19 protein-coding genes and 1 tRNA gene are annotated in these 24,252 nt (G+C 68.4%); 5 read left to right on the forward strand and 15 right to left on the reverse strand.

Features of this window, described 5'->3' with window-relative positions:
* Nucleotides 1-17 precede the first annotated feature (17 nt).
* Nucleotides 18-1,433 carry a hypothetical protein gene (locus AKJ08_RS06760; RefSeq protein ID WP_157370531.1) on the reverse strand — a complete coding sequence of 472 codons (1,416 nt, stop codon included), beginning with the start codon at nt 1,431-1,433 and terminating at the stop codon, nt 18-20.
* 80 nt (nt 1,434-1,513) lie between these two features.
* Nucleotides 1,514-1,888, reverse strand: a complete 375-nt coding sequence (locus AKJ08_RS06765; RefSeq protein WP_050725368.1) for a (2Fe-2S) ferredoxin domain-containing protein — start codon at nt 1,886-1,888, stop codon at nt 1,514-1,516.
* Between the two features lie 417 nt (nt 1,889-2,305).
* Here AKJ08_RS06765 and AKJ08_RS06770 point away from each other — a divergent pair, with 417 nt between their 5' ends.
* Nucleotides 2,306-5,107 (forward strand): vitamin B12-dependent ribonucleotide reductase, encoded by a 2,802-nt coding sequence (locus AKJ08_RS06770; protein ID WP_050727465.1) that lies wholly within the window; start codon nt 2,306-2,308, stop codon nt 5,105-5,107.
* Between the two features lie 214 nt (nt 5,108-5,321).
* The gene (locus tag AKJ08_RS06775) at nt 5,322-5,504 is read left to right on the forward strand and encodes a hypothetical protein (protein WP_050725369.1); all 183 of its coding nucleotides are present in this window, start codon (nt 5,322-5,324) and stop codon (nt 5,502-5,504) included.
* A gap of 58 nt (nt 5,505-5,562) precedes the next feature.
* On the opposite strand, the gene AKJ08_RS06780 is transcribed toward AKJ08_RS06775, so the two are convergent.
* Nucleotides 5,563-7,155 carry an RCC1 domain-containing protein gene (locus AKJ08_RS06780; RefSeq protein ID WP_050725370.1) on the reverse strand — a complete coding sequence of 531 codons (1,593 nt, stop codon included), beginning with the start codon at nt 7,153-7,155 and terminating at the stop codon, nt 5,563-5,565.
* A gap of 51 nt (nt 7,156-7,206) precedes the next feature.
* Between AKJ08_RS06780 and AKJ08_RS19175 the strand changes: the two genes are divergently transcribed.
* Entirely contained in the window at nt 7,207-7,497 is a 291-nt protein-coding gene (locus tag AKJ08_RS19175; RefSeq protein WP_157370532.1) for a hypothetical protein, read from the forward strand.
* Between the two features lie 301 nt (nt 7,498-7,798).
* Here AKJ08_RS19175 and AKJ08_RS06790 read toward each other — a convergent pair whose 3' ends face one another.
* The 9 genes from AKJ08_RS06790 to AKJ08_RS06830 all read right to left on the reverse strand — a co-directional run bounded on the left by AKJ08_RS06790 (nt 7,799) and on the right by AKJ08_RS06830 (nt 19,467).
* Nucleotides 7,799-9,385, reverse strand: coding sequence for an RCC1 domain-containing protein (locus tag AKJ08_RS06790; RefSeq protein ID WP_050725372.1), 1,587 nt, complete (start codon nt 9,383-9,385; stop codon nt 7,799-7,801).
* Nucleotides 9,364-9,657: a hypothetical protein gene (locus tag AKJ08_RS19180; RefSeq protein ID WP_050725373.1), complete on the reverse strand. Its 294-nt coding sequence runs from the start codon at nt 9,655-9,657 to the stop codon at nt 9,364-9,366. The genes AKJ08_RS06790 and AKJ08_RS19180 overlap by 22 nt, the downstream gene beginning before the upstream one ends.
* 447 nt (nt 9,658-10,104) lie before the next feature.
* A complete protein-coding gene (locus AKJ08_RS06800) occupies nt 10,105-11,979 on the reverse strand; it encodes an Ig-like domain-containing protein (protein WP_157370533.1) in 1,875 nt (624 codons plus the stop codon).
* Nucleotides 11,980-12,336: 357 nt separating this feature from the next.
* Nucleotides 12,337-12,756 carry a septal ring lytic transglycosylase RlpA family protein gene (locus AKJ08_RS06805; RefSeq protein ID WP_050725375.1) on the reverse strand — a complete coding sequence of 140 codons (420 nt, stop codon included), beginning with the start codon at nt 12,754-12,756 and terminating at the stop codon, nt 12,337-12,339.
* 263 nt (nt 12,757-13,019) lie between these two features.
* The gene (locus AKJ08_RS06810) at nt 13,020-14,987 is read right to left on the reverse strand and encodes an RCC1 domain-containing protein (RefSeq protein ID WP_240475493.1); all 1,968 of its coding nucleotides are present in this window, start codon (nt 14,985-14,987) and stop codon (nt 13,020-13,022) included.
* 142 nt (nt 14,988-15,129) lie between these two features.
* A complete protein-coding gene (locus AKJ08_RS06815) occupies nt 15,130-17,109 on the reverse strand; it encodes an RCC1 domain-containing protein (RefSeq protein WP_240475494.1) in 1,980 nt (659 codons plus the stop codon).
* A gap of 297 nt (nt 17,110-17,406) precedes the next feature.
* On the reverse strand, nt 17,407-18,138 hold the full coding sequence (locus AKJ08_RS06820; protein ID WP_050725378.1) for a hypothetical protein: 732 nt from the start codon (nt 18,136-18,138) through the stop codon (nt 17,407-17,409).
* Between the two features lie 6 nt (nt 18,139-18,144).
* Nucleotides 18,145-19,164: a lipoate--protein ligase family protein gene (locus tag AKJ08_RS06825; protein ID WP_050725379.1), complete on the reverse strand. Its 1,020-nt coding sequence runs from the start codon at nt 19,162-19,164 to the stop codon at nt 18,145-18,147.
* Nucleotides 19,165-19,176: 12 nt separating this feature from the next.
* Nucleotides 19,177-19,467 carry a YfhL family 4Fe-4S dicluster ferredoxin gene (locus AKJ08_RS06830; protein WP_050725380.1) on the reverse strand — a complete coding sequence of 97 codons (291 nt, stop codon included), beginning with the start codon at nt 19,465-19,467 and terminating at the stop codon, nt 19,177-19,179.
* A gap of 459 nt (nt 19,468-19,926) precedes the next feature.
* Here AKJ08_RS06830 and AKJ08_RS06835 point away from each other — a divergent pair, with 459 nt between their 5' ends.
* Entirely contained in the window at nt 19,927-20,403 is a 477-nt protein-coding gene (locus AKJ08_RS06835) for a hypothetical protein (protein ID WP_050725381.1), read from the forward strand.
* Nucleotides 20,404-20,503: 100 nt separating this feature from the next.
* Complete coding sequence (locus tag AKJ08_RS06840) at nt 20,504-21,565, forward strand: hypothetical protein (RefSeq protein WP_050725382.1); 1,062 nt, start codon at nt 20,504-20,506, stop codon at nt 21,563-21,565.
* 47 nt (nt 21,566-21,612) lie between these two features.
* On the opposite strand, the gene AKJ08_RS06845 is transcribed toward AKJ08_RS06840, so the two are convergent.
* The 3 genes from AKJ08_RS06845 to AKJ08_RS06855 form a co-directional block, all read right to left on the reverse strand.
* Nucleotides 21,613-21,687: transfer RNA gene (locus AKJ08_RS06845), tRNA-Gly, on the reverse strand.
* Between the two features lie 119 nt (nt 21,688-21,806).
* Nucleotides 21,807-22,460 (reverse strand): CDP-diacylglycerol--glycerol-3-phosphate 3-phosphatidyltransferase, encoded by a 654-nt coding sequence (pgsA, locus tag AKJ08_RS06850; protein ID WP_050725383.1) that lies wholly within the window; start codon nt 22,458-22,460, stop codon nt 21,807-21,809.
* 123 nt (nt 22,461-22,583) lie between these two features.
* The gene (locus tag AKJ08_RS06855; RefSeq protein WP_157370535.1) at nt 22,584-23,939 is read right to left on the reverse strand and encodes a hemolysin family protein; all 1,356 of its coding nucleotides are present in this window, start codon (nt 23,937-23,939) and stop codon (nt 22,584-22,586) included.
* Between the last annotated feature and the right edge of the window lie 313 nt (nt 23,940-24,252).

Below are 24,252 nucleotides of genomic sequence, written 5' to 3' on the forward strand. Positions count from 1 at the left end.
GCGGGCCGCCCCGCGGCTCACCGGTAGAGCTTCCGGATGTAGACCTCACGGGAATAGTAGAGGTCCCACGTGACCAGGTACACGTTGCCGTCACGATCGCGGAAGACCAACGGGACGACATCCGAGCGGGTTCGAACGGGCCCGCCATCGGCGAAGTCGAGATCCACGCCTCCAGCGGCAGTGAGCCCGTGAAGCCTGGTCCCGGACGCAAGCGACGTCCTTGCAGCGAGAAACAAAGTGCCCGTGGACGTGGGCAACACCGCGAGGCCTGTGCCTACTTCATCAAACAGGACCGGCAGCGCACCCTTATCGGCATGGCCCCACAAAAGATCGGCCCCGTCTCTGGTCCAGTGGCCGACGAAGGGGTAGTCGAGAAAATTGCCGCAGGCATAGAAGCCGCCTGCGCCGTCCGACGAGGCATCCGAGACTTCCGCCCATCCGATATCTACGGCGCCAGCTTCGCCGAAGGTCGGGACCGGTTTGGCTTCCCGATCGAAGCGCCGCAGTGCAGTTGAATCCTGCGTCACGAACCCATCGTCGAGGAGCCGCCCAAAGATGGTCCCGTCGAGGAGGACCTGGTCGATTCGCTCGACTCTCCCCGCGGGTCCCAGCTGTACCTGGTTCACCGTCTCTTTCGTGCGCTCCAGGAACCTCAAGCGATCTCCATCAGCCTGAAGGTCGAGGAGCGTCGCGCCAGGTTCCCGTTCGAGCACTCCTTGGACGCCCCACCCTTGCTCCAGGCGGCCATCGGTGCCCAGAGCCAGGACGACCTGGCGGCGCCCGTCGCCGACCTGGCGCGAATACGCGAGGAAGATCCGCGTCTCGGACGTGGCCACAAAGGGGAGATCCTCGAGATCGACGAAAGACTGGCCTTGGAAGGACGGGTCCACTGACCCCTCCTGCTGCAGGCGCATGAGGTCGTGCCCTCCGGTACTCGGCTGAAGCAGGAGGATTCGCCCCGAGGGGTCCACCGCTACCGGAATGTGGTCCCACGGCAGGGTGACGAAGCCTGCATCCCCGTACGATTGTACGGGCCGCCCGGACGCGCGGACCGAGGCGACGATCTCTCTTCGACGAGTGATTTCGCCGGCACGAACCACGACGAACGCCGGCCTCGAGACGGTCCCAGCGCCATCCTCCGCGTGAAGCCTGAGCAAGACCGACTCATGGAGGACCGTGAGATCCTCGGAGGTCGCCGAAACACCCTCAGGCAGCCCTTCGATCTCGATCCGGAGCGTCCCGAGGCTGAGATCGCGGTCCAAGATCGAGACCCGGAGAAGCTCACTCTGCCCCGGCCTCAGCTCGATCGTCTCCGCAAAGAGATGGATGCGGAAGGGTTCGGGCTCGATGGGCGAGTCTCGGTCTCCGTCGCCGCGTCCGCATGCGACGAGCAGGATCGCAATCCCCAAAGAAAATAGACCAGGCCTCCTCATTGCCCCTCCTCCCTTGGCTTCCCTCTACCACGCAGAGGGGGGAGAAGAAGCCCGAAGAAGGCGCCTCCCGGTTCGCGGCGCTACCGGACGGTGGGGAGCTTCGACTCCGCGGGCTTCTCCGCGGGCTTACGGATCTTGCTGAAGTCCATCCGCAGGCGCTCCACGGGGCGGCCGCCCACCAGGTGCTCCTCGACGATGGTCTCCACGTCGTCGAGGGAGACGGGGCCGTACCACACCGCCTCCGGATAGACGACCACGCTCGGCCCGCACTCGCAGGCCTCCAGGCAGCCCGAGGCGTTGGCGCGGATCTCCTGGTTGAGGCCCCGCTTGGCGAGCGCCTTCTTGAAGGCGTCGCGGATGGCCTCGCTGCCGCTGGCGGCGCAGGACTGGCGCGGGGCGTCGGGGGGCCGACGGTTCGTGCAGATGAAGACGTGGCGGCGGTACGGAGGGGCCATTCGGGCCTTCGATAACCTCCGGCCGCCGAAATTGCCAGCGTTTCGAGGGCCGATCCGGCGTGACCCTACACGCATTGTAATGGCACCCTGGACCCGGGTGGCCAACTGTGCGAAAAGACTACGAATCCACAGACTAACCACAGCCCGTTGTGGCTCGCAGCGGCCTGACCCCAACATATCGTGCCTTGGGCCTTGACGAGGGGCGTCAGGCTCTGGTTCTATGGCGGGCGTTTCGGACGGACGCCTGCCGGGAGAGCCCCGGTCGGGCATGGCAGAAATGGCACCCTGGAGGGCCTATGCCGCCGTCGGGGGTTCAATAGTTCATCGGCAGGGAGAGGGTCCGGCGGAGTCGCCGGCTTTCGGCCGTGCCACGTCGGAAGGGTCGAACAGATGGCCGAGATCGAGAAGGAGCCGGCGATGCGAGCAACGTCACGCAAGAACCAGGGAGAGGCCAAGCAGGCGAGCCGAGGAAAGGTGCAGGGCCTCATCCTCGAGCGCTACTTCACCAGCCCCGGAATCGACCCGGCCGACGAGCTCGCCTGGGAGCTGCGGACCGCGTCGATCACCGACGAGACCGGCAAGCCCATCTTCGAGCAGAAGGACATCGAGGTCCCCAAGGCCTGGAGCGCGCTGGCGACCAACGTCGTCTCGTCCAAGTACTTCCGCGGCCCCTTCGGCCCCGAGCGCGAGCGCTCCGTGAAGCAGCTCGTCGGCCGCGTGGTGAGCACCATCGGCAAGTGGGGCCGGGACGGCGGCTACTTCGCCACCGAGGCCGACGCGGTCACCTTCGAGGCGGAGCTCTCCCACCTGCTCTTCCGCCAGAAGATGAGCTTCAACTCGCCGGTGTGGTTCAACGTCGGCGTCGAGGCCGAGCCCCAGTGCTCCGCCTGCTTCATCAACAGCGTCGAGGACTCCATGAGCTCGATCCTCGGCCTGGCCAAGACCGAGGGCATGCTCTTCAAGTACGGCTCCGGCACTGGCACCAACCTCTCGCCGATTCGCTCGTCCAAGGAGATGCTCGCCGGCGGCGGCACGGCCTCGGGGCCGGTCTCCTTCATGAAGGGCTTCGACGCCTTCGCGGGCGTGATCAAGTCCGGCGGCAAGACCCGCCGCGCCGCGAAGATGGTGATCCTCGACGCCGATCACCCGGACATCCGCGAGTTCATCCACTGCAAGGCCAGCGAGGAGAAGAAGGCCTGGGCGCTGATCGAGCAGGGCTACGACCCGTCGTTCACCGGCGAGGCGTACGGCTCGGTCTTCTTCCAGAACTCGAACAACTCCGTCCGCGTCACCGACGAGTTCATGCGCGCCGTGGTCCTCGACGGCGACTGGACCACCCGCGCGGTCCGCGACGGCCGTCCGATGGAGACCCACAGGGCCCGGCAGCTCTTCCGCGAGATCTCGGAGGCAGCGCACCTCTGCGGCGACCCCGGCCTCCAGTTCGACACCACGATCAACGCCTGGCACACGAGCCCGCGCTCCGGCCGCATCAACGCGTCGAACCCCTGCTCCGAGTACATGTACCTCGATGACTCGGCGTGCAACCTCGCTTCACTGAACCTGATGCACTTCCGGGACGCAGAGGGCGAGTTCGACGTCCCCGCGTTCAAGAAGGCTGTCGAGATCACGATCCTCGCCCAGGAGATCCTGGTCGACAACGCCAAGTACCCCACCGAGCTGATCGCCGCGAACTCGCACAAGTTCCGGCCCCTCGGCCTCGGCTTCGCGAACCTTGGCGCGCTCCTCATGGACCGCGGGCTGCCCTACGACAGCGACGAGGGCCGCGCCTACGCCGGCGCGATCACCGCCATCATGTGCGGCCACGCCTACGCCACCTCCGCCCGGATCGCCGGCGAGCACGGCGGCCCCTTCGCGGGGTTCCCGGAGAACCGCGATCCCTTCCTCGGCGTGATGCGCAAGCACCGCAAGGCCGTCGACGAGGTGGTGCTCCCCAAGAGCGTGCCGGCGGCCATGTCCGACGCCGCCCGGACGGTCTGGGACGACGCGATCGCCCTCGGCACCCAGAACGGCTACCGCAACGGCCAGGTGACGGTGCTCGCCCCCACCGGGACGATCGCCTTCATGATGGACTGCGACACCACCGGCATCGAGCCCGACATCGCCCTGGTGAAGTACAAGAAGCTCGTCGGCGGCGGCATGCTCAAGATCGTGAACAACACGGTCCCCGCCGCCCTGCGCCGCCTCGGCTACGCCGAGAAGACCATCGGTGAGATCGTCCACTACATCGACGAGAACGAGACCATCGAGGGAGCGCCCGGTCTGAAGACCGAGCACCTCGCGGTCTTCGACTGCGCCTTCAAGCCGGCCCAGGGCAGCCGCTCCATCCACTGGCTCGGCCACGTGAAGATGATGGCGGCCTGCCAGCCCTTCCTCTCCGGCGCGATCTCCAAGACCGTGAACCTGCCCAACGACGCCTCCATCGAGGACATCGAGCAGGCCTACATGGAGTCCTGGAAGCTCGGGATCAAGGCCATCGCCGTCTACCGCGACGGCTGCAAGCGCTCGCAGCCCCTCAACACCTCCAAGCTCGGCGAGAAGATCGCCAAGGAGGCCGGCCGCTTCGCCCAGCGCCACAAGCTGCCCGACGAGCGTCACGCGATCACCCACAAGTTCTCGATCGGCGGCCACGAGGGTTACCTCACCGTGGGCCTCTACGAGGACGGGCAGCCCGGCGAGCTCTTCGTGGTCATGGCCAAGGAAGGCTCGGTGGTCTCGGGCCTCATGGACTCCTTCGCCACCGCGATCTCCCTGTCGCTCCAGTACGGCGTGCCCCTCAAGGTGCTGGTCGACAAGTTCAGCCACACCCGCTTCGAGCCCTCGGGCTTCACGGGCAACCCGGCGATCCCCATCGCCAAGTCGATCACCGACTACATCTTCCGCTGGCTCTCGCTGAAGTTCATCCCCGCTGAGGCAGAGCCCTCGAACGCCGAGATGCCCCAGGTCGAGGCGGCCCCCGCGCCGGTGGCGAAGGCCGCACCCGCCCCTGTGGTCGCCGCGGCCCCGGCTCCGTCCGCGCCGGCCCACAAGACCGCCGCCAAGGCGGGCAACAGCGCCGTCGCACTGGGCACGGAGGCCCTCACCTCCATGTTCCTCAACCAGGCCGACGCGCCCCCCTGCTCCACCTGCGGGAGCATCACGGTGCGCAACGGCGCCTGCTACAAGTGCCTGAACTGCGGCGCCACCAACGGCTGCAGTTGATCGGCGACGACTTTTGAATTCGGCGCGGCCCGGCGAGCCAGGAATGGCTGGCTGGGCCGCGCCGTTTTACGGACTCACCAACGACCCTGGGTGGCATCGGACGGGCCGCGCCCATCCGGGGCGCGAACGGCTCAGCGGCCGGTCGCCATCCGCATCTTCGAGGCTCCCCGGCCCGCTCTAAGCCGGGAGCCTTCACCCCTCATAGGAGCGTCCGATGGCAACTCGACCGTCGTTCAACAAGCGGCAAAAGGAACAGGCGCGACAGGAAAAGAAGAAGCGCAAGGACGAAAAGCGCGAGCAGCGGGACGTGGAGAAGGCCACCCGCCCGACGTCCGCCACGGGAGAGGATCCCGACATCGCCGGGATCGTCCCCGGTCCCCAGCCCGCCGTCGACTAGTCCAAGCGGGTGATGCGGCCTCGAGCGGATGATCATGTCCGCGCGAGGCCGCTTCGAATCAGAACTGCACGGCGGTCGGGACGGAAACGGAGTTGACGAGAGGGTTTCCGATCCCGAGCTGGCCACGCGCATTCGATCCCCAGCAATAGATCGTCCCGTCGGTCGCGACGGCGCACGTCTGCTCGTCCCTGGCTTCGATCGCAGCGAACGTGAGACCGCCGGCGACCCGAACCGGCGAGCTCGCCGATCCCCCCGGGCGGCCGAGCTGGCCGTTTCCGTTCTCCCCCCAGCACCAGGCGACTCCCGTCGAATCCAGCGCACAGGTGTGGCTCGAGCCGCCCGTGATGGCGACGAAGGTCACGCCGGAAGGGGGAGTGACCAGATTGGGCGAGTAGGTCTGGCTTCCGCTCGCGCTCGAACCGAGCTGACCGGAGTAGTTGGCTCCCCAGCAATACGTGGTTCCGGCGCTCGTGATTGCGCAGGTGTGGCTGCCGCCCAGGCCGAACGCGTCGACGGGTCCGGGGAGAGGCGGCCGAACCGGCCGCGAGACGACACTGTCGTGCCCGATTCCGAGCCGGCCGGAGTTGTTGAACCCCCAGCAATAGAGGTCACCGCTCGAAGTGACACCACAGGTATGGAAGACGCTGCTCTTGAGTAGAGACAGCTCGAGCAGGGGCTGTCCTGCTCCCGGCGATTGGACCTGGAGTGGCACCTCGCTCTCGTCGGTGGAGGAGCTGCCGAGCTCGTGATCGCTGGAGTTGTACCCCCAGCAATACGGGTTCCCCTGCAGATTGGTGGCGCAGTTGGAGTAGTAGCCCGACGCCATCGAGCTGAAGGAGCTCGACGAAATGCGAAGCGGAACTACCGAGTAGTCGAGAAACGGGTCGCCGAGCTCCAGGTTTCCGTTCTCGCCCCAGCAATAGACCTCGTCGTCCAAGGTGACGCCGCACGTGAAATCGCTCCCCGCCGAGATCGAGCGGAACGAGAGGCCGATGGTCGCTTGCACGGCCCCGAACTCGTCGTCGCCCTCCGCGCCCATTCCGAGCTGTCCGAGGTCGTTGCTTCCCCAGCACCAGATCTCTCCCGTACGGAGCAGCGCGCACGTGTGGGTCTCGCCCATCGCGAGCTGCACCGCGGGCCGACGCGGCGTCACGGTGATCATGGCCTGGCCCTGTCGACCGCTGGTCGACGCCGTGATCGTGGCGACGCCGGCGGCGACCGCCGTGGCCGTTCCGGTCGAGTCGACCGACGCGACGTTCGGATCCGAAGATGACCAGGCGATGGTCCTGCCCTGTAGAACCGTCCCAGTGTCGTCGACGGCCTGTACCTGCAACGTCACCAGGTCACCGACACTCAGTGTGAAGGGTCCACCCAAAACATAAACGGCGGAGACGTCTGCCTGGTTCACGACGACGTCGAGCTCGGCCTCCACTCCGTCGACCGTGGCGGTGATCGTTGCCGTGCCCAAGTGGACGCCGGTCACCCGTCCGGCGGCGTTCACCAGCGCGATCCCGTGGTTGGACGATGCCCACGCGACCGTCTTGCCGGTGACCTCGCGATCGCCTTCGTCGTAGGCCCTGGCCGTGAGCTGGATCGACTTGTTCTCCTTCACCGTCGGTGCGACAGGCGTCAGGTCGACCCGGACGACCACGCCAACGTTGCCCTCGTCTCCAGCGCCCCCGCCGACGCCACCCTCGCCCCCGTGCCCGGAAACGCCCCCTTCACCGCCGGCGCCATCGCCCCCCGAGCCTCCCGTCTCGCCGGAGCCGCCCTCGCCACCGTGGCCCGCATCGCCGCCGTGTCCACCCGCGCCGGCGTCGCCACCACCGTGCCCGCCGGAGCCGCCCTGCCCACCGCCGCCGTGCCCAGCGTGACCTCCGCCGCCGCCCTGCCCAGCGGAACCGCCGTCCCCGCCCGCTCCAGCTTCTCCACCGCCGCTCCCGGCGATACCGCCACTGCCTCCATCGCCGGACGTGCCGGGATCGCGGTGTGACGACGAACCGCCACAAGCGGCGGCGACCAGCAGAAGGAGGGAAGCGAGCATGGCCGCCCCTCCTCCTGCTCCGCGCGGAGCGACCATCCGCCGTTCGTGTGAACCAACCAGAAGCGTGCGGGCCATTGATCTCTTCCTTTCGGCGGCTTCAATGCGGAATGGACCGCCCCTCGAGCTAGATGATTCCTCGTTGCGACGGGACGAAGTTCCGCCAACCGCCCAAGGACCGATTCGCAAACCAATTCCAGACAAAAGAAGCGGCCTCGAGCGGATGATCGTGTCCGCGCGAGGCCGCCTCGAATCAGAACTGCACCGCGGTCGGGACGTCGACCCAGTCGACGAAATCGCCGATCCCGAGCTGCCCGCCCCAGTTGTCGCCCCAGCAGTAGATCGATTCGTCCGTGGCGACCGCGCACGTCTGGTCGGCGCGCGCCGCGATTGCACGGAACGTCAGGTCGCCGGATACGAGTACCGGAACGCTCGAGTCGCCACCCGGTCGCCCGAGCTGGCCGGACCAATTCCCGCCCCAGCACCACGCGGAGCCGGTCGAGTCCAGAGCGCAGGTGTGTTCCTCCCCTGCTGCGATTGCCACGACGGACAAACCGGGAGGCAGCGCTACCGGAGTGGGCGTCGGGATCCGGGTACTGGTTCCTCCCGTGCCGAGCTGACCGTTCAGGTTTCGTCCCCAGCAGCTCACCTCGCCGGAGTCCATGACTGCGCAGGTGTGGGCCACGCCCAATGCGAAGTCGACGACTCCACCCGCCTTTGTCGCGAACGGTCTCTCGACGACATTGGTGTTTCCAGTCCCGACCTGGCCTCGATTGTTGTATCCCCAGCAGAAGAGCTCGCCGGCTTCGGTCGCTCCGCAGGTGTGGTACGCGCCGCCTCGGATCGCCGTGAGCGCGAGAAGGGGCTGCCCCGCCGCTGGCGACGAGACCTGAACCGGATCCGCGCTGCCCCAGATGGTCGGGGCGCCGAACTCGTGATCGTCCGAGTTGTAGCCCCAGCAATAGGGGTTCCCCTGGAGGATTGTCGCACAAGTTGAGAAATACATAGCGCCGACGAGAGCAAACGGGGTCGACGAGACGTGGGTCGGTTCCCAGGTGTACTCGACGTCAGGATCCCCGAGCTGCAAGTCCTCGTTCTCGCCCCAGCAGTAGACCTGGTCGTCGAAGGTAACCCCGCAGGTATGCTGGCTCCCGGAGGTCAGCGAGCGGAAGGAGAAGCCCGCGGCTGCCGGTACCGGCGCATACTCCGCGATGCCGGCGAGCTCAGAGCCAAGCTGCCCGGAAAAGTTGATGCCCCAGCACCAGACGTCTCCCGTACCCAGCAGAGCGCAGGTGTGGGCTTCGCCCATGGCGAGGCTCACCTCCGGGGCCGGCGGGGTAACGGTGACGGTGGTTTGCCCCATGCGTCCTCCTACCGCGGCCGAGATCGTAGCGATGCCATGGCTCAGCGCCGTCGCGGTACCGTTCGAGTCGACGGAGACCAAATCGGGATCGGCAGAAGACCAGGTCACGGTCCTGCCCTGTAGAACCGTCCCGGTGTCGTCGACTACCTGCACCTGCAGTGTCACAACGTCACCGACCCTCAGGGTGTAGGGCCCGCCTAGAATGTAGACGGCGGAGACGTCTGCCTGGTTCACGACGACGTCGACCTCGGCCTCCACTCCGTCGATCGTGGCGGTGATCGTGGTCGTTCCCGCGTGGACGCCGGTCACCCGGCCGGCGGAGCTCACCAGCGCGATCCCGTGGTCGGACGATGCCCACGTAACCGCCTTGCCGGTGACCTCGCGATCGCCTTCATCGTAGGCCCTGGCCGTGAGCTGGATCGACTTGTTCTCCTTCACCGTCGGTGCTGCGGGCGTCACCGCAACCCGGACGACCACGCCAACGTTACCGTCGTCACCAGCGCCCCCGCCGGCGCCGGCCTCGCCCTCGCCCCCGTGCCCGGCAGCGCCACCTTCACCGCCAGCGCCGCCTTCGCCTGCCGCTCCTCCCGTCCCGCCGTGGCCCGCATCGCCGCCGTGTCCACCGGCGCCGGCATCGCCACCGCCGTGCCCGCCGGAGCCTCCCTGCCCGCCGCCGCCGTGCCCCGCGTGACCTCCGTCGCCTCCCTGCCCTGCGGAACCGCCGTCCCCGCCCGCTCCAGCTTCACCACCGCCGCTCCCGGCGATGCCGCCAGAGCCTCCGGTGGATGTGCCGGGATCGTGATGGGACGAAGAACCGCCACAAGCGGCGGCGACCAACAGAAAGAGAGAAGCGAGCATGGCCACCCCTCCTCCTGCTTCGCGCGGAGCGACCGTCGGCCGTTCGAGTGAACCAACCAGACGCGTGAAGGGACTCGCCATGGATCACATCCTTTCGACGACTTCAGATCGTTACGGACCTACCTTCGAGCTCGCGATTTCCTCGATGCCGGCGATATTCCACGGCGCCGGATTCCCGGACTTCCCGCGGTCCCGCGTGAATGAACATCGAGAATCGATTGAACGTGTCACACAGTGTGCCACACCAAGAGAGCCAGATCACTCCTGCCCGGCCGTTCAGCGCGTAGGCGCGCCTCGGGCGACCGGTTTCGAACCAGCCGCCCGAGATGCTCCATGCGTCAGAATTGCACGGCGGTTGGAACGTCGACAGAAACGAGGTCGGGACGGCCGATTCCTAGACGCCCATCGATGATCGTCGAATCGTTGGCGTTCGAGCCCCAGCAGTAGACGGATCCGTCGGTCGCAATCGCGCAGGTCTGGTGCTCCCTCGCCGCGATCTGCGTGAAGGTGAGATCGCCTGCTACCTGAACCGGGACCTCGGACGCGGGGCCCGGCCGTCCGAGCTGCCCGCGGGCGTTCGAGCCCCAGCACCAGGCAGCGCCCGACGAGTCGAGCGCGCAGGTGTGTTGAATGCCTCCGGTGAAGGCGACGAAGGCGACTCCCGGATTCGAGACCTGGACGGGATTCGAGCGGTTCGCGCCGGCGGTTCCGTTCCCGAGCTTGCCCATGGTGCTCTCCCCCCAGCAGACGCTGGTGCCGCTCGGGTCGTTGGCACAGACGTGGTTCTCTCCCGTCCCGAACACGTCGAGCGTCAGTCCTGGGAACGGCGACGTAGGGCGAAGTCGCGCGGAGAAGTCTCCGGTGGCGAGCTGCCCGTAGCCGTTGTAGCCCCAGCAGATGAGCTCGCCGGAGCTCGAGAGTCCGCACGTGTGGTTCAGCCCACCGCTCAGCCAGGCGAACTCGATCGGCTGCATTCCATCAACCGGCGATGCGACCTGCAGCGGAACGCTGCTGTAATTCGTCTCCCCCGGATACCCCAGCTCGCGGTCGCTGGAGTTGTAGCCCCAACACCAGGCGTGACCCTGGAGATCGGCGGCGCAGTTGAAGCGGTACGAAGAGGTGACGAAGGCGAAGGGGTCCGGAACCACGAGGATCGGCTGCGCGGAGCTGGAGATCCCGCTCCTTCCGAGCTGCAATCGATCGTTCCGTCCCCAGCAGTAGAGCTCGTCATCGACGGTGACACCGCAGGTGTGGTCCTCGCCGGCGGAGAGGGACCGGAACGCGAGGCCGAAGGTCGACTGAACCGGCGCGTACACATTGGCGCCGCTGGCGCCGGTGCCGAGCTGGCCGTAGGCGTTGCTGCCCCAGCACCAGACCTCCCCATTCTGCAGGAGGCACGTGTGGTTTCGGCCCATCGCCAGCTCCATGTTGGCCGTGGCCGCGTGGACCGTGACGGACGTCTCGGCGCGAGCGCTCCCGACCTCGACGGCGACCGTCGCAACGCCTGGCGCGATCGCGGAGAGGTTCCCCTCCGAATCGACGGATGCAATGGCGGCGTTCGACGAGGACCAGGTCGGCGTCCGGCCCAGGAGCGGCAGACCCTCGTTGTCGACGACGCTGGCCACCAAGAAGCGGACCTCGCCGACGACGAGGTCGTACGGACCATTGAGGATGATCACGCGGGCCACCGCGGCCTCGGCGACCGTCACGGTGGTCTCGCCCGCCACGCCTTCGATCTCGGCGGTGATCTTGACGGTGCCGACACGCAAGCCCGTGACGACACCCGCGGAGCTCACCCGCGCGACGTGAGCGTCGGAGGTTCGCCATTGCACCGTCCGGTCGGCGACCTTCGCGCCGTGCTGATCGAATGCGTCGGCGTTCAGCCGAATGGACTTGTTTTCGAGCACGGTCGGAGCGGACGGCGTCACATCCACCCGGACCACTACGACCTCGCCCTCGCCACCTCCGGAGCCTCCGGTTCCCGTATCGCCGCCCGTTCCGGTTTCACCGCCCGTGCCTGTGTCGCCGCCCGTTCCGGTGTCACCACCCGTGCCTGTGTCGCCACCCGTGCCGGTGTCGCCACCCGTGCCTGTGTCGCCCCCCGTGCCGGTGGTGCCACCCGTGCCTGTGTCGCCACCCGTGCCTGTGTCGCCACCTGTGCCGGTAGTGCCACCCGTGCCCGGGTTGCCACCGGTTCCGGGGTCTCCACCCACTCCTCCCGAGCCGGCATGTCCGCCCGTGCCGCCCGTTGACACTTCGGAGTCGTGCCCCGCCGAATCGCTGCAAGCGGGCGCGAGTGTAAGAGCGAGGGCGGCTGCCATTGCCAACCCGAACGCAGGAAGATCGAGCCTGCGCCGAACCATGCGAGCAAATGCGCGTTCCATGTCGGTCCCCATTTCTGCCGACGTCGCCTCGTCTCACCCGCCCGCAACGCATCGACCGCCCAACCGAAATCAGCGCAGTCAAAACATCGGCACTTCAAAGACTATCACGTACGGCGATAGGGATCACGCACGCGGGATCCGCCTGACCGGACGTGCGGCGAAGACTCGTCCATGAGAACGGGAGGGCTACCGAGGCTCGACGCGAACCTTGGTGACGCCCTTCGAGACGAAGCCCAGCTCGTGGGCCAACGATCGGGAGAGATCGATCACCCTCCCCTTCGAGAACGGGCCACGGTCGTTCACGCGGCAGGAGACGGCCTTGCCGTTCTCGAGTCGGGTGACCCGGAGCCACGTGCCGAAACGGTGGGTCCGATGGGCGCAGGTGGCGGCGGCGCCGTCGTACCTCTCGCCGCTCGCGGTCTTCCGACCTTCGAGCGAGCGGGCGTAGAACGAGGCCATGCCCACCTCGGTCCCGTCACGCGGCGCCGTCTCCTTGGGGCCGCCGGTCGTCCGCGGAGTGGGCTCGCCCCCCGGGCGCCCTCCCGGCTTCGGCGCCGTGGCGCACGCACCGAGCGAGAGGAGAAGGAGGGGGAGCACCATGCGCATGTCGGATCCTTCCGTTGGAGGGCACTGCATGGGAGAGCCTATCCCATGCGGCGGTGCAAGCCCTCCTGGAAAGAGGCCCGGAGCCAGGCGCAGGGCGGAACGGCCGCTGGGCTCGGCCGAGCAACAGCGCAGGACGCGCGAACGCCCTGTGAAGAACGCTCACAGGGCGTCGACGCTAAACCTGGATCACGCTCCGGCGTGAAAGGAGCGCGATCGACCTCGGTTCCATGGGAGCCGCGATTTCCATCGCGAGCTCCCAGGCTTCAGAACGACACCACCTGGGTGGGCTGATCGACGTTGCCCGTCCGGCCGATGCCGAGCTGGCCAGACGAGTTGTTCCCCCAGCAGTAGACGTTCGCATCGGTGCCGATGGCGCAGGTGTGGCTGGAGCGCGCCGCGATCTTCCTGAAGCGGAGGTTCCCGGCCACCTGGACCGGCACGTTGGAGTTGGCGCCGGTCCGGCCGAGCTGCCCGTTGGAGTTGGAGCCCCAGCACCAGGCCGCCCCAGTGGCGTCCAGACCGCATGTGTGAGATTCGCCGCCGGCAAAGCGGGTGAAGCTCACACCGCCCGAGATCTGGGCAGGAGTCGACTGCTGGGTGGTGCTATTGTTTCCGAGCTGCCCGCTCGAGTTTTGGCCCCAGCAATAGCTTACGCCGGCGGAGTTGGTCGCGCAGGATTGAGCATACCCCAGACCCAACACGCTCGCGTTCTGCATCGCCCGCACGGGACGGGCCTGCGACGTGGTCGTGCCGTTGCCGCACTGTCCGTAGGGATTCCAGCCCCAGCAGTAGACCTCGTCGGCGACGGTCAGTCCGCAGGTGTGGTAGACCCCACTCCCACGGAGCTCTCGGAACACGAGCGGCGACTGCCCCGCCACAGGAGCGGAGACCTGGAGCGGAGTCGCACTGCTGGAGGAGTTGTTCGGGTCTCCGAGCTCGTGGTCGCCGGAATTGTACCCCCAGCACCACGCGTTCCCCTGAGGGGTGAGCGCGCAGTTGAAGTTGTTCGCCGAGACGATGGAGTCGAACGGCCCAGCGGCGGCGAGCGCCGGCGTCCCGGAAGAGGACGGGCTAGTTCGGCCGAGCTGATAGCTGCCGTTGTTACCCCAGCACCAGGCCTCGCCTGAGAGGGTAATGCCGCACGTGTGCGAGTCTCCGGCGGAGATCGCCTTGTAGAGCTGGTTGCCCGAGACCCGCACCGGGCTCTGCGCGCTCCCAGTGGTCGTACCGATCCCGAGCTGGCCGTACCCGTTGCTGCCCCAGCACCACACTTCCCCGCTGCCCTTGAGGGCACAGGAATGGGACGTCCCGTTCACGACCTGCACGAGGGACGGCAGCACGTTGACGGTGGTCTGCCCATAGACCCCACCGGACTCCACGGTGATCGTCGCCGTTCCCGTGGCCACGCCGGTGACGACACCGGTCTGGTCCACCGTCGCGAACGACGGATTCAGGGACGTCCAGACCATGTCCCGGCCCTGCAGGACGACGCCGTCGCGGTCCACCACCACGGCCGGGATCTTCACCGTGAATCCCGGATTGAGCTCGTAGGGTCCACCGAAGACGAACACCCGATCGACGCGTGCCTCCTCCACCTCGACCTCGACCTCCGCCACCATGCCTTCGATCGTCGCACGGATCGTGGCCGTTCCGGGGCCCACGCCGCCCACCCGGCCGGTCGAGTACGCGCGCGCGATGTTGACGTCCGACGTATCCCACCGGACAGAGAGGCCGTGAATCGGCCGATCATTCGCGTCGTAGGCCGTAGCCGTGAGCTGGATGGCCTGGTTTTGGACCACGTGGGGCGAGTCCGGCGTCAGCTCGATCCAGGCCACGACGACCTTGTCACCGCCGCCCGCCCCGCCACCGGTTTCGATGTCGCCGCCCGTGCCGGGATCGCCGCCGGTGCCGGGATCGCCCCCCGTTCCGGGGTCGCCGCCCGTGCCGGGGTCGCCACCGGTGCCGGGATCACCGCCAGTGCCGGGGTCGCCACCCGTGCCCGGGTCGCCGCCGGTGCCTGGGTCGCCGCCGGTGCCTGGAACGCCGCCGGTGCCAGGGTCGCCACCGGTGCCGGGAGCGCCGCCAGGGCCGCCCGCGGCGCCCCCGTTTCCTCCGGTCAGGTAGTAGCCCTGGTGCCCCGGGTCATTACTACACGCGCTCGCCATGATCAGCGCAAACGCTGCCGCCATCGGCAACCTGGGCGAGATCAGATCCAGCCACCACAGAACCACGCGACCCAAGGAACGTTCCATTTCGGTCACCTTCGTTTCTATCGATGTCCCATCTGATTCGGCCGCGCTCCGATGCGAAACCGGAGCGCGATCGACCGCGGATCCACGGGAGCTCGCGATGGAAATCGCGAGCTCCCTGGCTTCAGAACGTGACCACCTGGGTGGGCACATTGGCGTCGCCGGACCGACCGATTCCGAGCTGGCCGCTGGAGTTGCTCCCCCAGCAGTAGACGTTCGCATCGTTGGTGATGCCGCAGGATTGGTTGTTGCGCGCCGTGATCTTCTTGAAGCGCAGTCCGCCGGACACCTGCACCGGCACCGAGGAGTCGGTGCTGCTGCCGGACCGACCGTTTCCGAGCTGCCCGTAGAAGTTGTAGCCCCAGCACCAGGCCGCCCCATTGGCGTCGAGGGCGCAGGTGTGACTGGAGCCGCCGGCGAAAGCGGTGAAGCTCACGCCGCCGCTCGAGATCAGAACAGGCGTGTTCTGACTCGAGGTATTCCCGTTTCCGAGCTGCCCATTCCCGTTGTACCCCCAGCAGTAGCTGACGCCAGAGCCGGTGGTCGCGCATGCGTGGCTCGAGCCCATTCCGAGCGCAACCGTCGTCTGCGTCGGGAAGGGCCGCACGGCCCTCTCCTGCGCAATGGAGTTGCCGTTGCCGAGCTGCCCGTTGGAGTTGTACCCCCAGCAATAGAGCTCATCGGTGGGGGTCAGGCCGCAGGTGAAGAAGTACCCGCCGCCCCGGAGCTCTCGGTACACCATGGGCGACGAGGCCCCCGCTGGCGCCGAGACCTGAAGCGGAGTCGCGCTGGAGCTGGTCGAAGGGTTGCCGAGCTCGTGGTCGCTGGAGTTGTACCCCCAGCAATACGCGAGCCCCTGAGGGTTGAGCGCGCAGTTGAGGCTCATCGCCGAGACGACGGAGTCGTACGGTCCAGCGCTGGCGCGTGTCGGCGCCGGGAAGGTGCTACCCGACGCTGATTGGCCGCTCTGATAGGAACCGTTGGCCCCCCAGCACCAGATTTCGCCCGAGACGGTGACGCCGCAGGTGTGCGACTCGCCGGCGGAGATCGACTTGAACAACTGGGTGCCCGAAACCCGAACCGGGCTCTGCTGGGTCCCGCCGGACGTCCCGGTCCCGAGCTGGCCGCTCGAGTTGCTACCCCAGCACCACACTTCCCCGTTGCCCTTGAGGACGCAGGTGTGGTTCGTCCCGCCCACGATCTGCACGAGGGACGGCAGCACGTTGACGGTGGTCTGCCCATAGACCCCACCGGACTCCACGGTGATCGTCGCCGTTCCCGTGGCCACGCCGGTGACGACACCGGTCTGGTCCACCGTCGCGAACGACGGATTCAGGGACGTCCAGACCATGTCCCGGCCCTGCAGGACGACGCCGTCGCGGTCCACCACCACGGCCGGGATCTTCACCGTGAATCCCGGATTGAGCTCGTAGGGTCCACCGAAGACGAACACCCGATCGACGCGTGCCTCCTCCACCTCGACCTCGACCTCCGCCACCATGCCTTCGATCGTCGCACGGATCGTGGCCGTTCCGGGGCCCACGCCGCCCACCCGGCCGGTCGAGTACGCGCGGGCGATGTTGACGTCCGATGTATCCCACCGGACAGAGAGGCCGTGAATCGGCCGATCATTCGCGTCGTAGGCCGTAGCCGTGAGCTGGATGGCCTGGTTTTGGACCACGTGGGGCGAGTCCGGCGTCAGCTCGATCCAGGCCACGACGACCTTCTCACCCGAGCCACCAGTGCCGGGGTCGCCACCCGTGCCGGGATCGCCACCCGTGCCGGGATCGCCGCCCGTTCCGGGATCTCCGCCCGTGCCGGGGTCGCCGCCGGTGCCGGGATCACCGCCGGTGCCGGGGTCGCCGCCCGTGCCGGGGTCGCCGCCAGTGCCGGGGTCTCCGCCCGTGCCAGGGTCGCCGCCGGTGCCAGGGTCGCCTCCAGTGCCGGGATCGCCGCCAGAGCCGCCCACGGCGCCCCCGTTTCCTCCGGTCAGGTAGTAGCCCTGGTGCCCCGGGTCATTGCTACACGCGCTCGCCATGGTCAGCGCAAACGCTGCCGCCATCACAAACCTGGGCGAGATCAGATCCAGCCACCACAGAACCACGCGACCCAAGGAACGTTCCATTTCGGTCACCTTCGTTTCCAGCGATGTCCCGTCCGATTCGGCTCCTGGCGCGTACCGCGTCCGAAGCCTCGCGCCCACGGCGGCGCACTTAGAGAACCGGCCTATCCGCGAATGTCTCGAGGCTGCGATCCGGATCACTCGACTGACACTCGAGTGGCGAAAGAGAGGCAGAATTGTCCAGAAGCCTAACACCAACAGCCATCCGAGGCCAAGCCGGGGCGGTGCCGGAGAGCTGCCGGAGAGCTGCCGGAGAGCTATAGAAGGCCTTTCGGAGAGCTACCGGAGGCTCGGGACCGCCGAATCGGCGCAGCCGAAGAGCGAGGCCTCGAGGTCTGCCCTCGGGCGCCCATGGCGCATTTCCAGAGCGGTCCAGACCAGCGCGAGGAGGCGGCCTCCCGGCGGGCGCCAATGCTCCGTCAGTACGGCGGACACCTCGGCGCGGTCGATGGACGAGCCCGTCAGTCCGGTGGCAGGAGATTGCCCCGCGGGCGGAGGTCCCTGCGTGCTACGCGCCTCGAGAGCGGTCGAAAGCCGGCAGAGCCGCTCTCGGCGGCGGAGGAATGCGTCGACGACGTCGTCGGAGACCCCGCCTCCCCTCGGGACCCTCGCCGAGAGCCAGCGCTTGGTGGCGAGGCACTCGCGCACCGATTCGTGGAAGTCGATGGCGAGGGCGATCCAGCTCCCGTCCGGACACCCGGCCTCGCCATGGCAAAGCCGCTCCAGGGCCTCGTCGACCTCTCGAGCCCTTCGCTCGAGGACCTCGGCCGACAGGGAATCGAGCTCGCGCAGGGCTCCGGGGAACGAGCGGGCGATCCTTCGAAACTCACGCTTTCGCGCGGCAGCCTCGTCCGGGCCGAAGGATTGGAGCCCCTCGCGGACCGCGTCTTCCCTACGGCGCCGGAGCTCGACGAGCGCGCGGTACTTCCACGCGAGCCGCTCCAGACGATGCGCAGAGATCAGCGAAGAAACTCCCCCACTCGCGCCGAGCGCGTCTCGGTTGTGCGCCACGGCCGCTCAAGGCAGGCCTGCCGCCGCGAGGATCGCGTCGGGGAGGATGCGGAGCCCGCGCACGCCCAGGATCGCGGCGTGGGGCTCTCGAAAGGCGCCATCCACCACCCGGCCGATGGCGTCGTACTCGAGGGACGTTCCTTCGAGGGCCCGCTCGAGTCCGCGCAGCACGAAGGCAGGGGCGATGAAGTCTCCGCGGAGGCGGACCTCGGCGATGCGATCGCCATCCCGGCGCACGAGGGCCTCGGCGAAGCCGATGGGAATGTCGGCGACGCCGCTGTCGGCGAAGCCGGCCTCGTCCTCGGCGACGTCGGGAACGACCGGCTCCTCGCGAAGCCCGCCCTCCTGGACGAGTGCGGTCTCGCAGCCCAGGGACCGCCCGTAGCCGGTCGCGATCGACTCGGCGAGCGCCTCGAGGTCGTGGGGGGACTTCCACAGCTCCGCAAGGGTGCCGTGGGGCGGGCCTCCCGCCTTCGGATCGCCGTGTTCGGGATAGCCGTCGAGGCCGTCGGGGAGCGCAAGCGGTCTCGATACAGCGACGACGGCCTCGAAGAGGACGGCGCCGGACGCGAGGCCGTCCTGGGAGACGACCGCGATCTGCCGGCCTTCGGCGGAGACGAAGTCCCGCCCGAAGTAGTGGGCGCCGCTCCCGGCACCGGCAAGCGTCAGGCCCACGTTGAGCCCGCGGACATAGCGGTTGATCAGCTTGTCGGCGGTAGCGGGATCCTGCAGGAGCGCGCCCATGCGAGGCAGCGCGAGCAGGACCCCGATGGTGCCGTCACCGGCGCGGATGGCGCGGCCTCCGCCGCTCCGCCTCGCGACGGATCGCTCCTCGAGTCCGGCCCGAGCGAGAGCGGAAGCCGCTCGCTGGTGGCGCCCGAGGAGGACGGCTTCTCCCCGGAGCCCGGCGATCAGGAGCCGCGGGCGAGGATCGGACTCGACCTGGCGGAGGAGTCCCTGGCCCAGCCGCGCGAAGCGCTCGGGCGGGCAATCCTCCAGCAGGTGGATGGCGAGGGCCTCGGACACCGCGTGTGAACGCTACTTCCGGCGGAAGCGCGAGGGGTAGTCGCCGCCGAAGTCCGTGTCCGGGTGGATCTGCTTGGCCCGGGCGATCAGGTTGTCCTCGGTCTCGACGTTGTTCGGATCCGGGACGCAGCAGTCGACGGGGCAAACGGCCGCGCAGGCCTCTTCGTCGTGGAAGCCGACGCACTCGGTGCAGAGCTTCGGATCGATGACGAAGATGTCCTCGCCCTGGGAGATCGCGCCGTTCGGGCACTCGGGCTCACAGGCGCCGCAGTTGATGCACTCCTCGGTGATCATCGTGGCCATTGCTTCTTGGCTCCTTCGAACGGGCCCGATCCGGGCCATGTGGCCGAGGCTCCGTCGCACGTCCGGCGCGCCGGGCCCCCTCGCCGCTACGACGCGGCTGGTTTCGTGAAAATCCGCTCTCTTCCATGGAAAGGCGAGCGCGCGGACTAGGTAGCGAAATCTAGGACGCCCCGCAACCCTCTTGCCGTGCTGGAATGCGCTTGCCGCGCTGCGTGATCGCCGGGCAACAGGCGACGACGGCGGCTCCGGGATCTCCGATGCGCCGGCGCTCCCCGTTTGAAACGTCCGAAATCGAGCTTCCCCGCATTCCGGTTGGTAGAGTGGCGGACGATGAGCCCGACCTCGCCTTCGAGCCAGACACCGCGTCCCGACGCTCGAATGGCACATGAGCCTGCCGTGCAGCTCGCGGCGCGAACCCGCCCTCTCCCGGAGGCCCCGCGGCCCGCGAAGGATCGCGCCTTGTCGGCGGTCCGAAGAGCCTCGGACGAGGCCTTCGTGCGAGGGAGGCGGCTCGTCCTCGACGTCGTGGACGACCTCCGGACCCGCGACCGCTTTTTCCGGATCAAGGCCGCGATCGTCGCAGGCTGGCTCGCGCTCTGCTTCGTCTCGCTCTCGATCGCGGGCTCGGGACGCTCGGCACCGGACGCCAACGGCCTGCGGGCGTACGCGGTTCTCCAGCACACGTCGATGGGCTGGGCCGTCCTTGTCCACAACCGCTCGTCGCGCCCCTGGACCCGGGTGGAGCTCGAGCTGGACGGCGCCGCGGCGCGGCCGATCGCCCGGGTGGGTCCCGACGAGAAGCTGGTGCTGGGTCCGTCGCAGTTCCAGCTCGGGGTCGCGCCTCTGGGTGCAACGCATCGCGCCCGGCAGATCAAGGTCTCCACGGAACAGGGGCGCGTCGTGATCCCCCTGGACGCCGAGTCCTCCGCGCACTGACTCGCGGACCCATGCGCCCCAGTCGGGGGCGCCCCAATCGGGGGCGAGCCAAGCGAGCGACCTCCTCTTATCGTGGACGACTTGCGGGAGGAGTCTCGCGTTGCGCCTGCGCCTTGGCCAGCTCGCCCCAGGTGGCGCCCACGTTGGAGGGCTCCTCGTCGTATTCGGCCTGGTCGCCGCCTGCGTCGGCAGCCCTCCCGCCCTCCCGAAATCGCTCAAGAGCCTCGCTCCGGAATGGTCCCGCGTCCTGGTGGGCGTGGGTGAGGCCGAGAGCTTCGAGGACGCACGCCGCCAGGCGGTGGTCTCGATCGCCTCTCAGCTCCGGGCGGATGTGGTGGCCCGCGACCACGTCGTCGCTCAGGCGAGCCGCGAGGAGCGCACGGGCGTTACCGAGGGCTTCGAGCGGATCGTCCAGGAGATCCGGGTGGACACGCGCTTCGATCATCCGGATTGGATCGAGACGACCGAGGTCACCGAGCGCGGATCCCGGGTCCGCGTGGTCTGTACCCTCGATCGCCTGAGGGCCGCGTCGCGCCTCGACGCAGAGATCGAGGAAGACCTCATGGAGCTCCGGACCGAGCTCGACCGGTCCCGTTCCCAGGCTGCCGTCGTTCCCCTCTCGCGCTCGGTCGAGCGGATGCGCGCCTCGCGAAAATCGCTCGTGGAGAAGCTCGCGCTCCTCGCGACCCTCCGCCGCCTCCCCGCCGAGAGGCCCAGGGAGCTCGCCGCCCTCGCCGCCGAGGAGGTCCGGCTGGAGGCGCTGCGCGCACAGACCATCCTCCGGATCTGCCTCGAGCCCGTCGGGGGAAGCGCGAGGGGCGCCGAGCGTCTCTCGGCGAGCTTCGGCGCCTCGCTGGCCTCCAGGGGCTTGCGCGTGGATGCCTGCTCGGGCGATGCGGATGCCGGGCACCGGCTCCAGGGACGCCTGCAGACCCGGGTGTTCGAGCTGAGCCAGCCGGGGGGCTTTCCCTACTTCTGCACCACGCACCTGGTCTTCCAGCTGATCGATCCGGGGACGGGCGAGGTGGAGCTCGGAGGAGTAGAGCAGGGGCGTAAGGCCGGGGGGCACAGCCCGCGCGAGGCCTGCCACGCCTCCATGGACCTCCTCGCGGCCCGGGTGGCCCGGGCGCTGGGGAGCGACGCGCCTGCGGAGGCCAAATAGCAAGAGACCCGGAAGCCTGTTGAGGCGACCGGGTCTCTTGGGCTACTTGGAGCGGGTGATGGGATTTGAACCCACGACTCCGACCTTGGCAAGGTCGTACTCTACCACTGAGTTACACCCGCACAGCTTCGCCGCTCGGCACCGGCTCGGTGCGTCGCGAACGAGGGTGTGTATAGGGAAACCCTCGGCGAGGGTCAACGGAAAAAGCGCGCTCCCATGGTCTTTTTCGGGAGCGCCCCGTTCACGCCGCGTCGCGCCGGGCTCCGGCCTGTGACGCGCGCTCCTTCTGCGCCACGGCGGCGAGGAAATCGGCGAAGTAGCGCAACGCCGAGAGGATGGACGGAGCCAGCGACACCACCAGGATCCACTCGCCGATGAGCTGGAAATCGAAGGGATAGGCGGAGACGACCAGCAGATCGATCGGGTACGTGTAGTGCACGAGGACGCCGATGATCCCCGTGAGCTGGAGGGCGGTCTTCCACTTGCCCCCCTGCCCGGCCGCGATCACGAGACCCTCTCCGATGGCGATCTGGCGGAGGCCCGAGACGATCAGCTCCCGGGAGAGGATGACAATCACCAGCCAGGCCTCGATCCGGCCCATCTGCGCCAGCATCACCAGCGCCGCGGTGACGATCAGCTTGTCGGCGAGGGGGTCCATCAGCTTGCCCACCACGCTGACGAGGTTCATCCGGCGGGCGAGCCAGCCGTCGACCATGTCGGAGATCGCGGCGAACGTGAAGAGCACGGCGGCCACGAACGACGAGAAGGGATCGCCTCTCCAGACGAACCAGAGAAAGACGGGGATCACCAGGATCCGGAGGTAGGTGATCAGGTTGGGGAGGTTGACCAGCTCGTCCTTGAGCGGCCTTCGCGCGGCGACTTTCTTGGCGGCCATGGCGGCGGAACCTAGCAAAGGCTGGGGCGCGATGCACCCCTCCCCTAGGCGCCTGGGGCGCGAGGAAGCGAGCGTCGGCGGACCTGCACCGCGCCCTACCCCCGCCGCACTACTCCCGCCGCCCTACCCCCGCCGCGCCACGGCGGCCGGGGAGACCTCGCCCGGCTCGGACGCGGCCTTTCCGGCGGCATCCGCCGACTGGACCGCGACGGGGAGCTCCTGGGGCGACTCGGGGAGGAGCTCGACCTCGAGCACCCTCTTCTCGTCCGCCGCGCGCACGGTGAAGACGAGCCCCCCGTAGCGGACCTGCTCGCCCCGCCGCGGCACGCGCCCCGCCATCGCGGTGACGAAGCCGCCGAGGGTGTCGTAGTCGCCGTCCTCGGGGAACTCGAACTCGCCGTCGCCCGGGAGGGCCTCTTCGAGGAACTCCTCCACGTCGCGGACGGAGACCTCGCCCTGGGCGAGGAAGAGGCCGTCGGCCAGGGCGCGGATGGGCTGCTGTTCCTCGCCGTCGTCCTCGTCCCGGATCTCGCCGACGATCTCCTCCATCACGTCCTCGAGGGTGACCACGCCGGCCGTTCCGCCGAACTCGTCGACCACGACGGCGATCTGCACGCCGCGACGCTGGAACTCCGAGAGGAGGTGGCTGATCCGCATGGTCTCCGGCACGAAGAAGGGCGCGGTGAGGTGGCTCTCGATGCGGAAGCGCCCCTTGCCGTTGGTCGGCGCCTTGCCGAGGCCCTCGAGAAGCCGCCGGGCGTAGAGGACGCCGACCACGTTGTCGACGGAGTCCGCGTACACGGGCACGCGGGAATGGCCCGACTCGACCACCACCCGAACGACCTCGTCGTAGGGGGCGTCCGCCGGGAGCGCCACGACCTTGGGCCGCGGCACCATGATCTCGCGCACGCGGACGTGGGAGAACTCGATCACCGACTCGAGCAGATCCCGCTTCTCGTCGTCGAGGACACCAGCCTCCGAGCCCTTCTCGATCAGGTACTCGAGCTGCTCGGTGGTGTCGTCGATCGAGTGGGACGCGGGTCCGCGGATGCGGCGCGAGATGGCCGCGAGGGGCACGACCAGCGGGCGAAGGAGGGCCTCCGCCGCGGCACCGACCGGCGCCGCCCACGAGAGGCTGGCTTCGGGGTCCCTGCATGCCAGCGCCCGGCAGAGCGTGACGAAGCCGAGGAGCACGAGCGCACCCCCGGCGGCGGCCAGTGCCGCCATCGGCGGGTCGTCGGCCAGGGAGGCGGCCAGGAGAGCGAGCGCCCCGCCGTAGATCAGCTTGGCGAGCGAGTCGATCGAAAGGAGGGCGAGGCGGACCACGTCGGGCCGCTCTACCAGGCGCTTCAGGCCTCGCGGCGGCTTGTGGTCCTTCTCTTCGAGGAGGCCCTGCGCGCGGTGCTCACCGAGAGCCGCCAGCGCGGCGGAGGCCGAAGACGCGAGCGCGGCAAGCAGGAGCGTAGAGCCCGCCGCCACGAGGCACGTCAAAGTACCGGTACTTGATCCCAAACACAGCTCCGGCCGCCGGCCCCCGGCATCCCGTCCCCACGCCTGCGTTCGAGGCTCGTGGGCGAGATCCGGTTGGCTCCCCGAGGAATCTCGAGGCCGCCAACGGTCGCTTCCTTCGGGCGCCCGGGTGCCGCCCTGGCGTCCTGCAGCTCCCGCGCGGGGAGCGTTGCGACGGTCTTCCGGGCTCTACCCCCCGCGGATCCCCACGGAGCTCCCGTCGACCAAAGGAACATCGTACTACGTCTTCCGCTTCCCGTCACATCCCTCGAGAGGTGGTTCA

Source organism: Vulgatibacter incomptus (assembly GCF_001263175.1).
Taxonomy (GTDB): domain Bacteria; phylum Myxococcota; class Myxococcia; order Myxococcales; family Vulgatibacteraceae; genus Vulgatibacter; species Vulgatibacter incomptus.

Bases quoted from the DNA above. Each gene is read 5' to 3' on its own strand.
- AKJ08_RS06760 (WP_157370531.1), bottom strand. From the start codon at position 1,433: ATGAGGAGGCCTGGTCTATTTTCTTTGGGGATTGCGATCCTGCTCGTC.
- AKJ08_RS06765 (WP_050725368.1), bottom strand. From the start codon at position 1,888: ATGGCCCCTCCGTACCGCCGCCACGTCTTCATCTGCACGAACCGTCGG.
- AKJ08_RS06770 (WP_050727465.1), top strand. From the start codon at position 2,306: ATGCGAGCAACGTCACGCAAGAACCAGGGAGAGGCCAAGCAGGCGAGC.
- AKJ08_RS06775 (WP_050725369.1), top strand. From the start codon at position 5,322: ATGGCAACTCGACCGTCGTTCAACAAGCGGCAAAAGGAACAGGCGCGA.
- AKJ08_RS06805 (WP_050725375.1), bottom strand. From the start codon at position 12,756: ATGCGCATGGTGCTCCCCCTCCTTCTCCTCTCGCTCGGTGCGTGCGCC.
- AKJ08_RS06830 (WP_050725380.1), bottom strand. From the start codon at position 19,467: ATGGCCACGATGATCACCGAGGAGTGCATCAACTGCGGCGCCTGTGAG.
- pgsA (WP_050725383.1), bottom strand. From the start codon at position 22,460: ATGGCCGCCAAGAAAGTCGCCGCGCGAAGGCCGCTCAAGGACGAGCTG.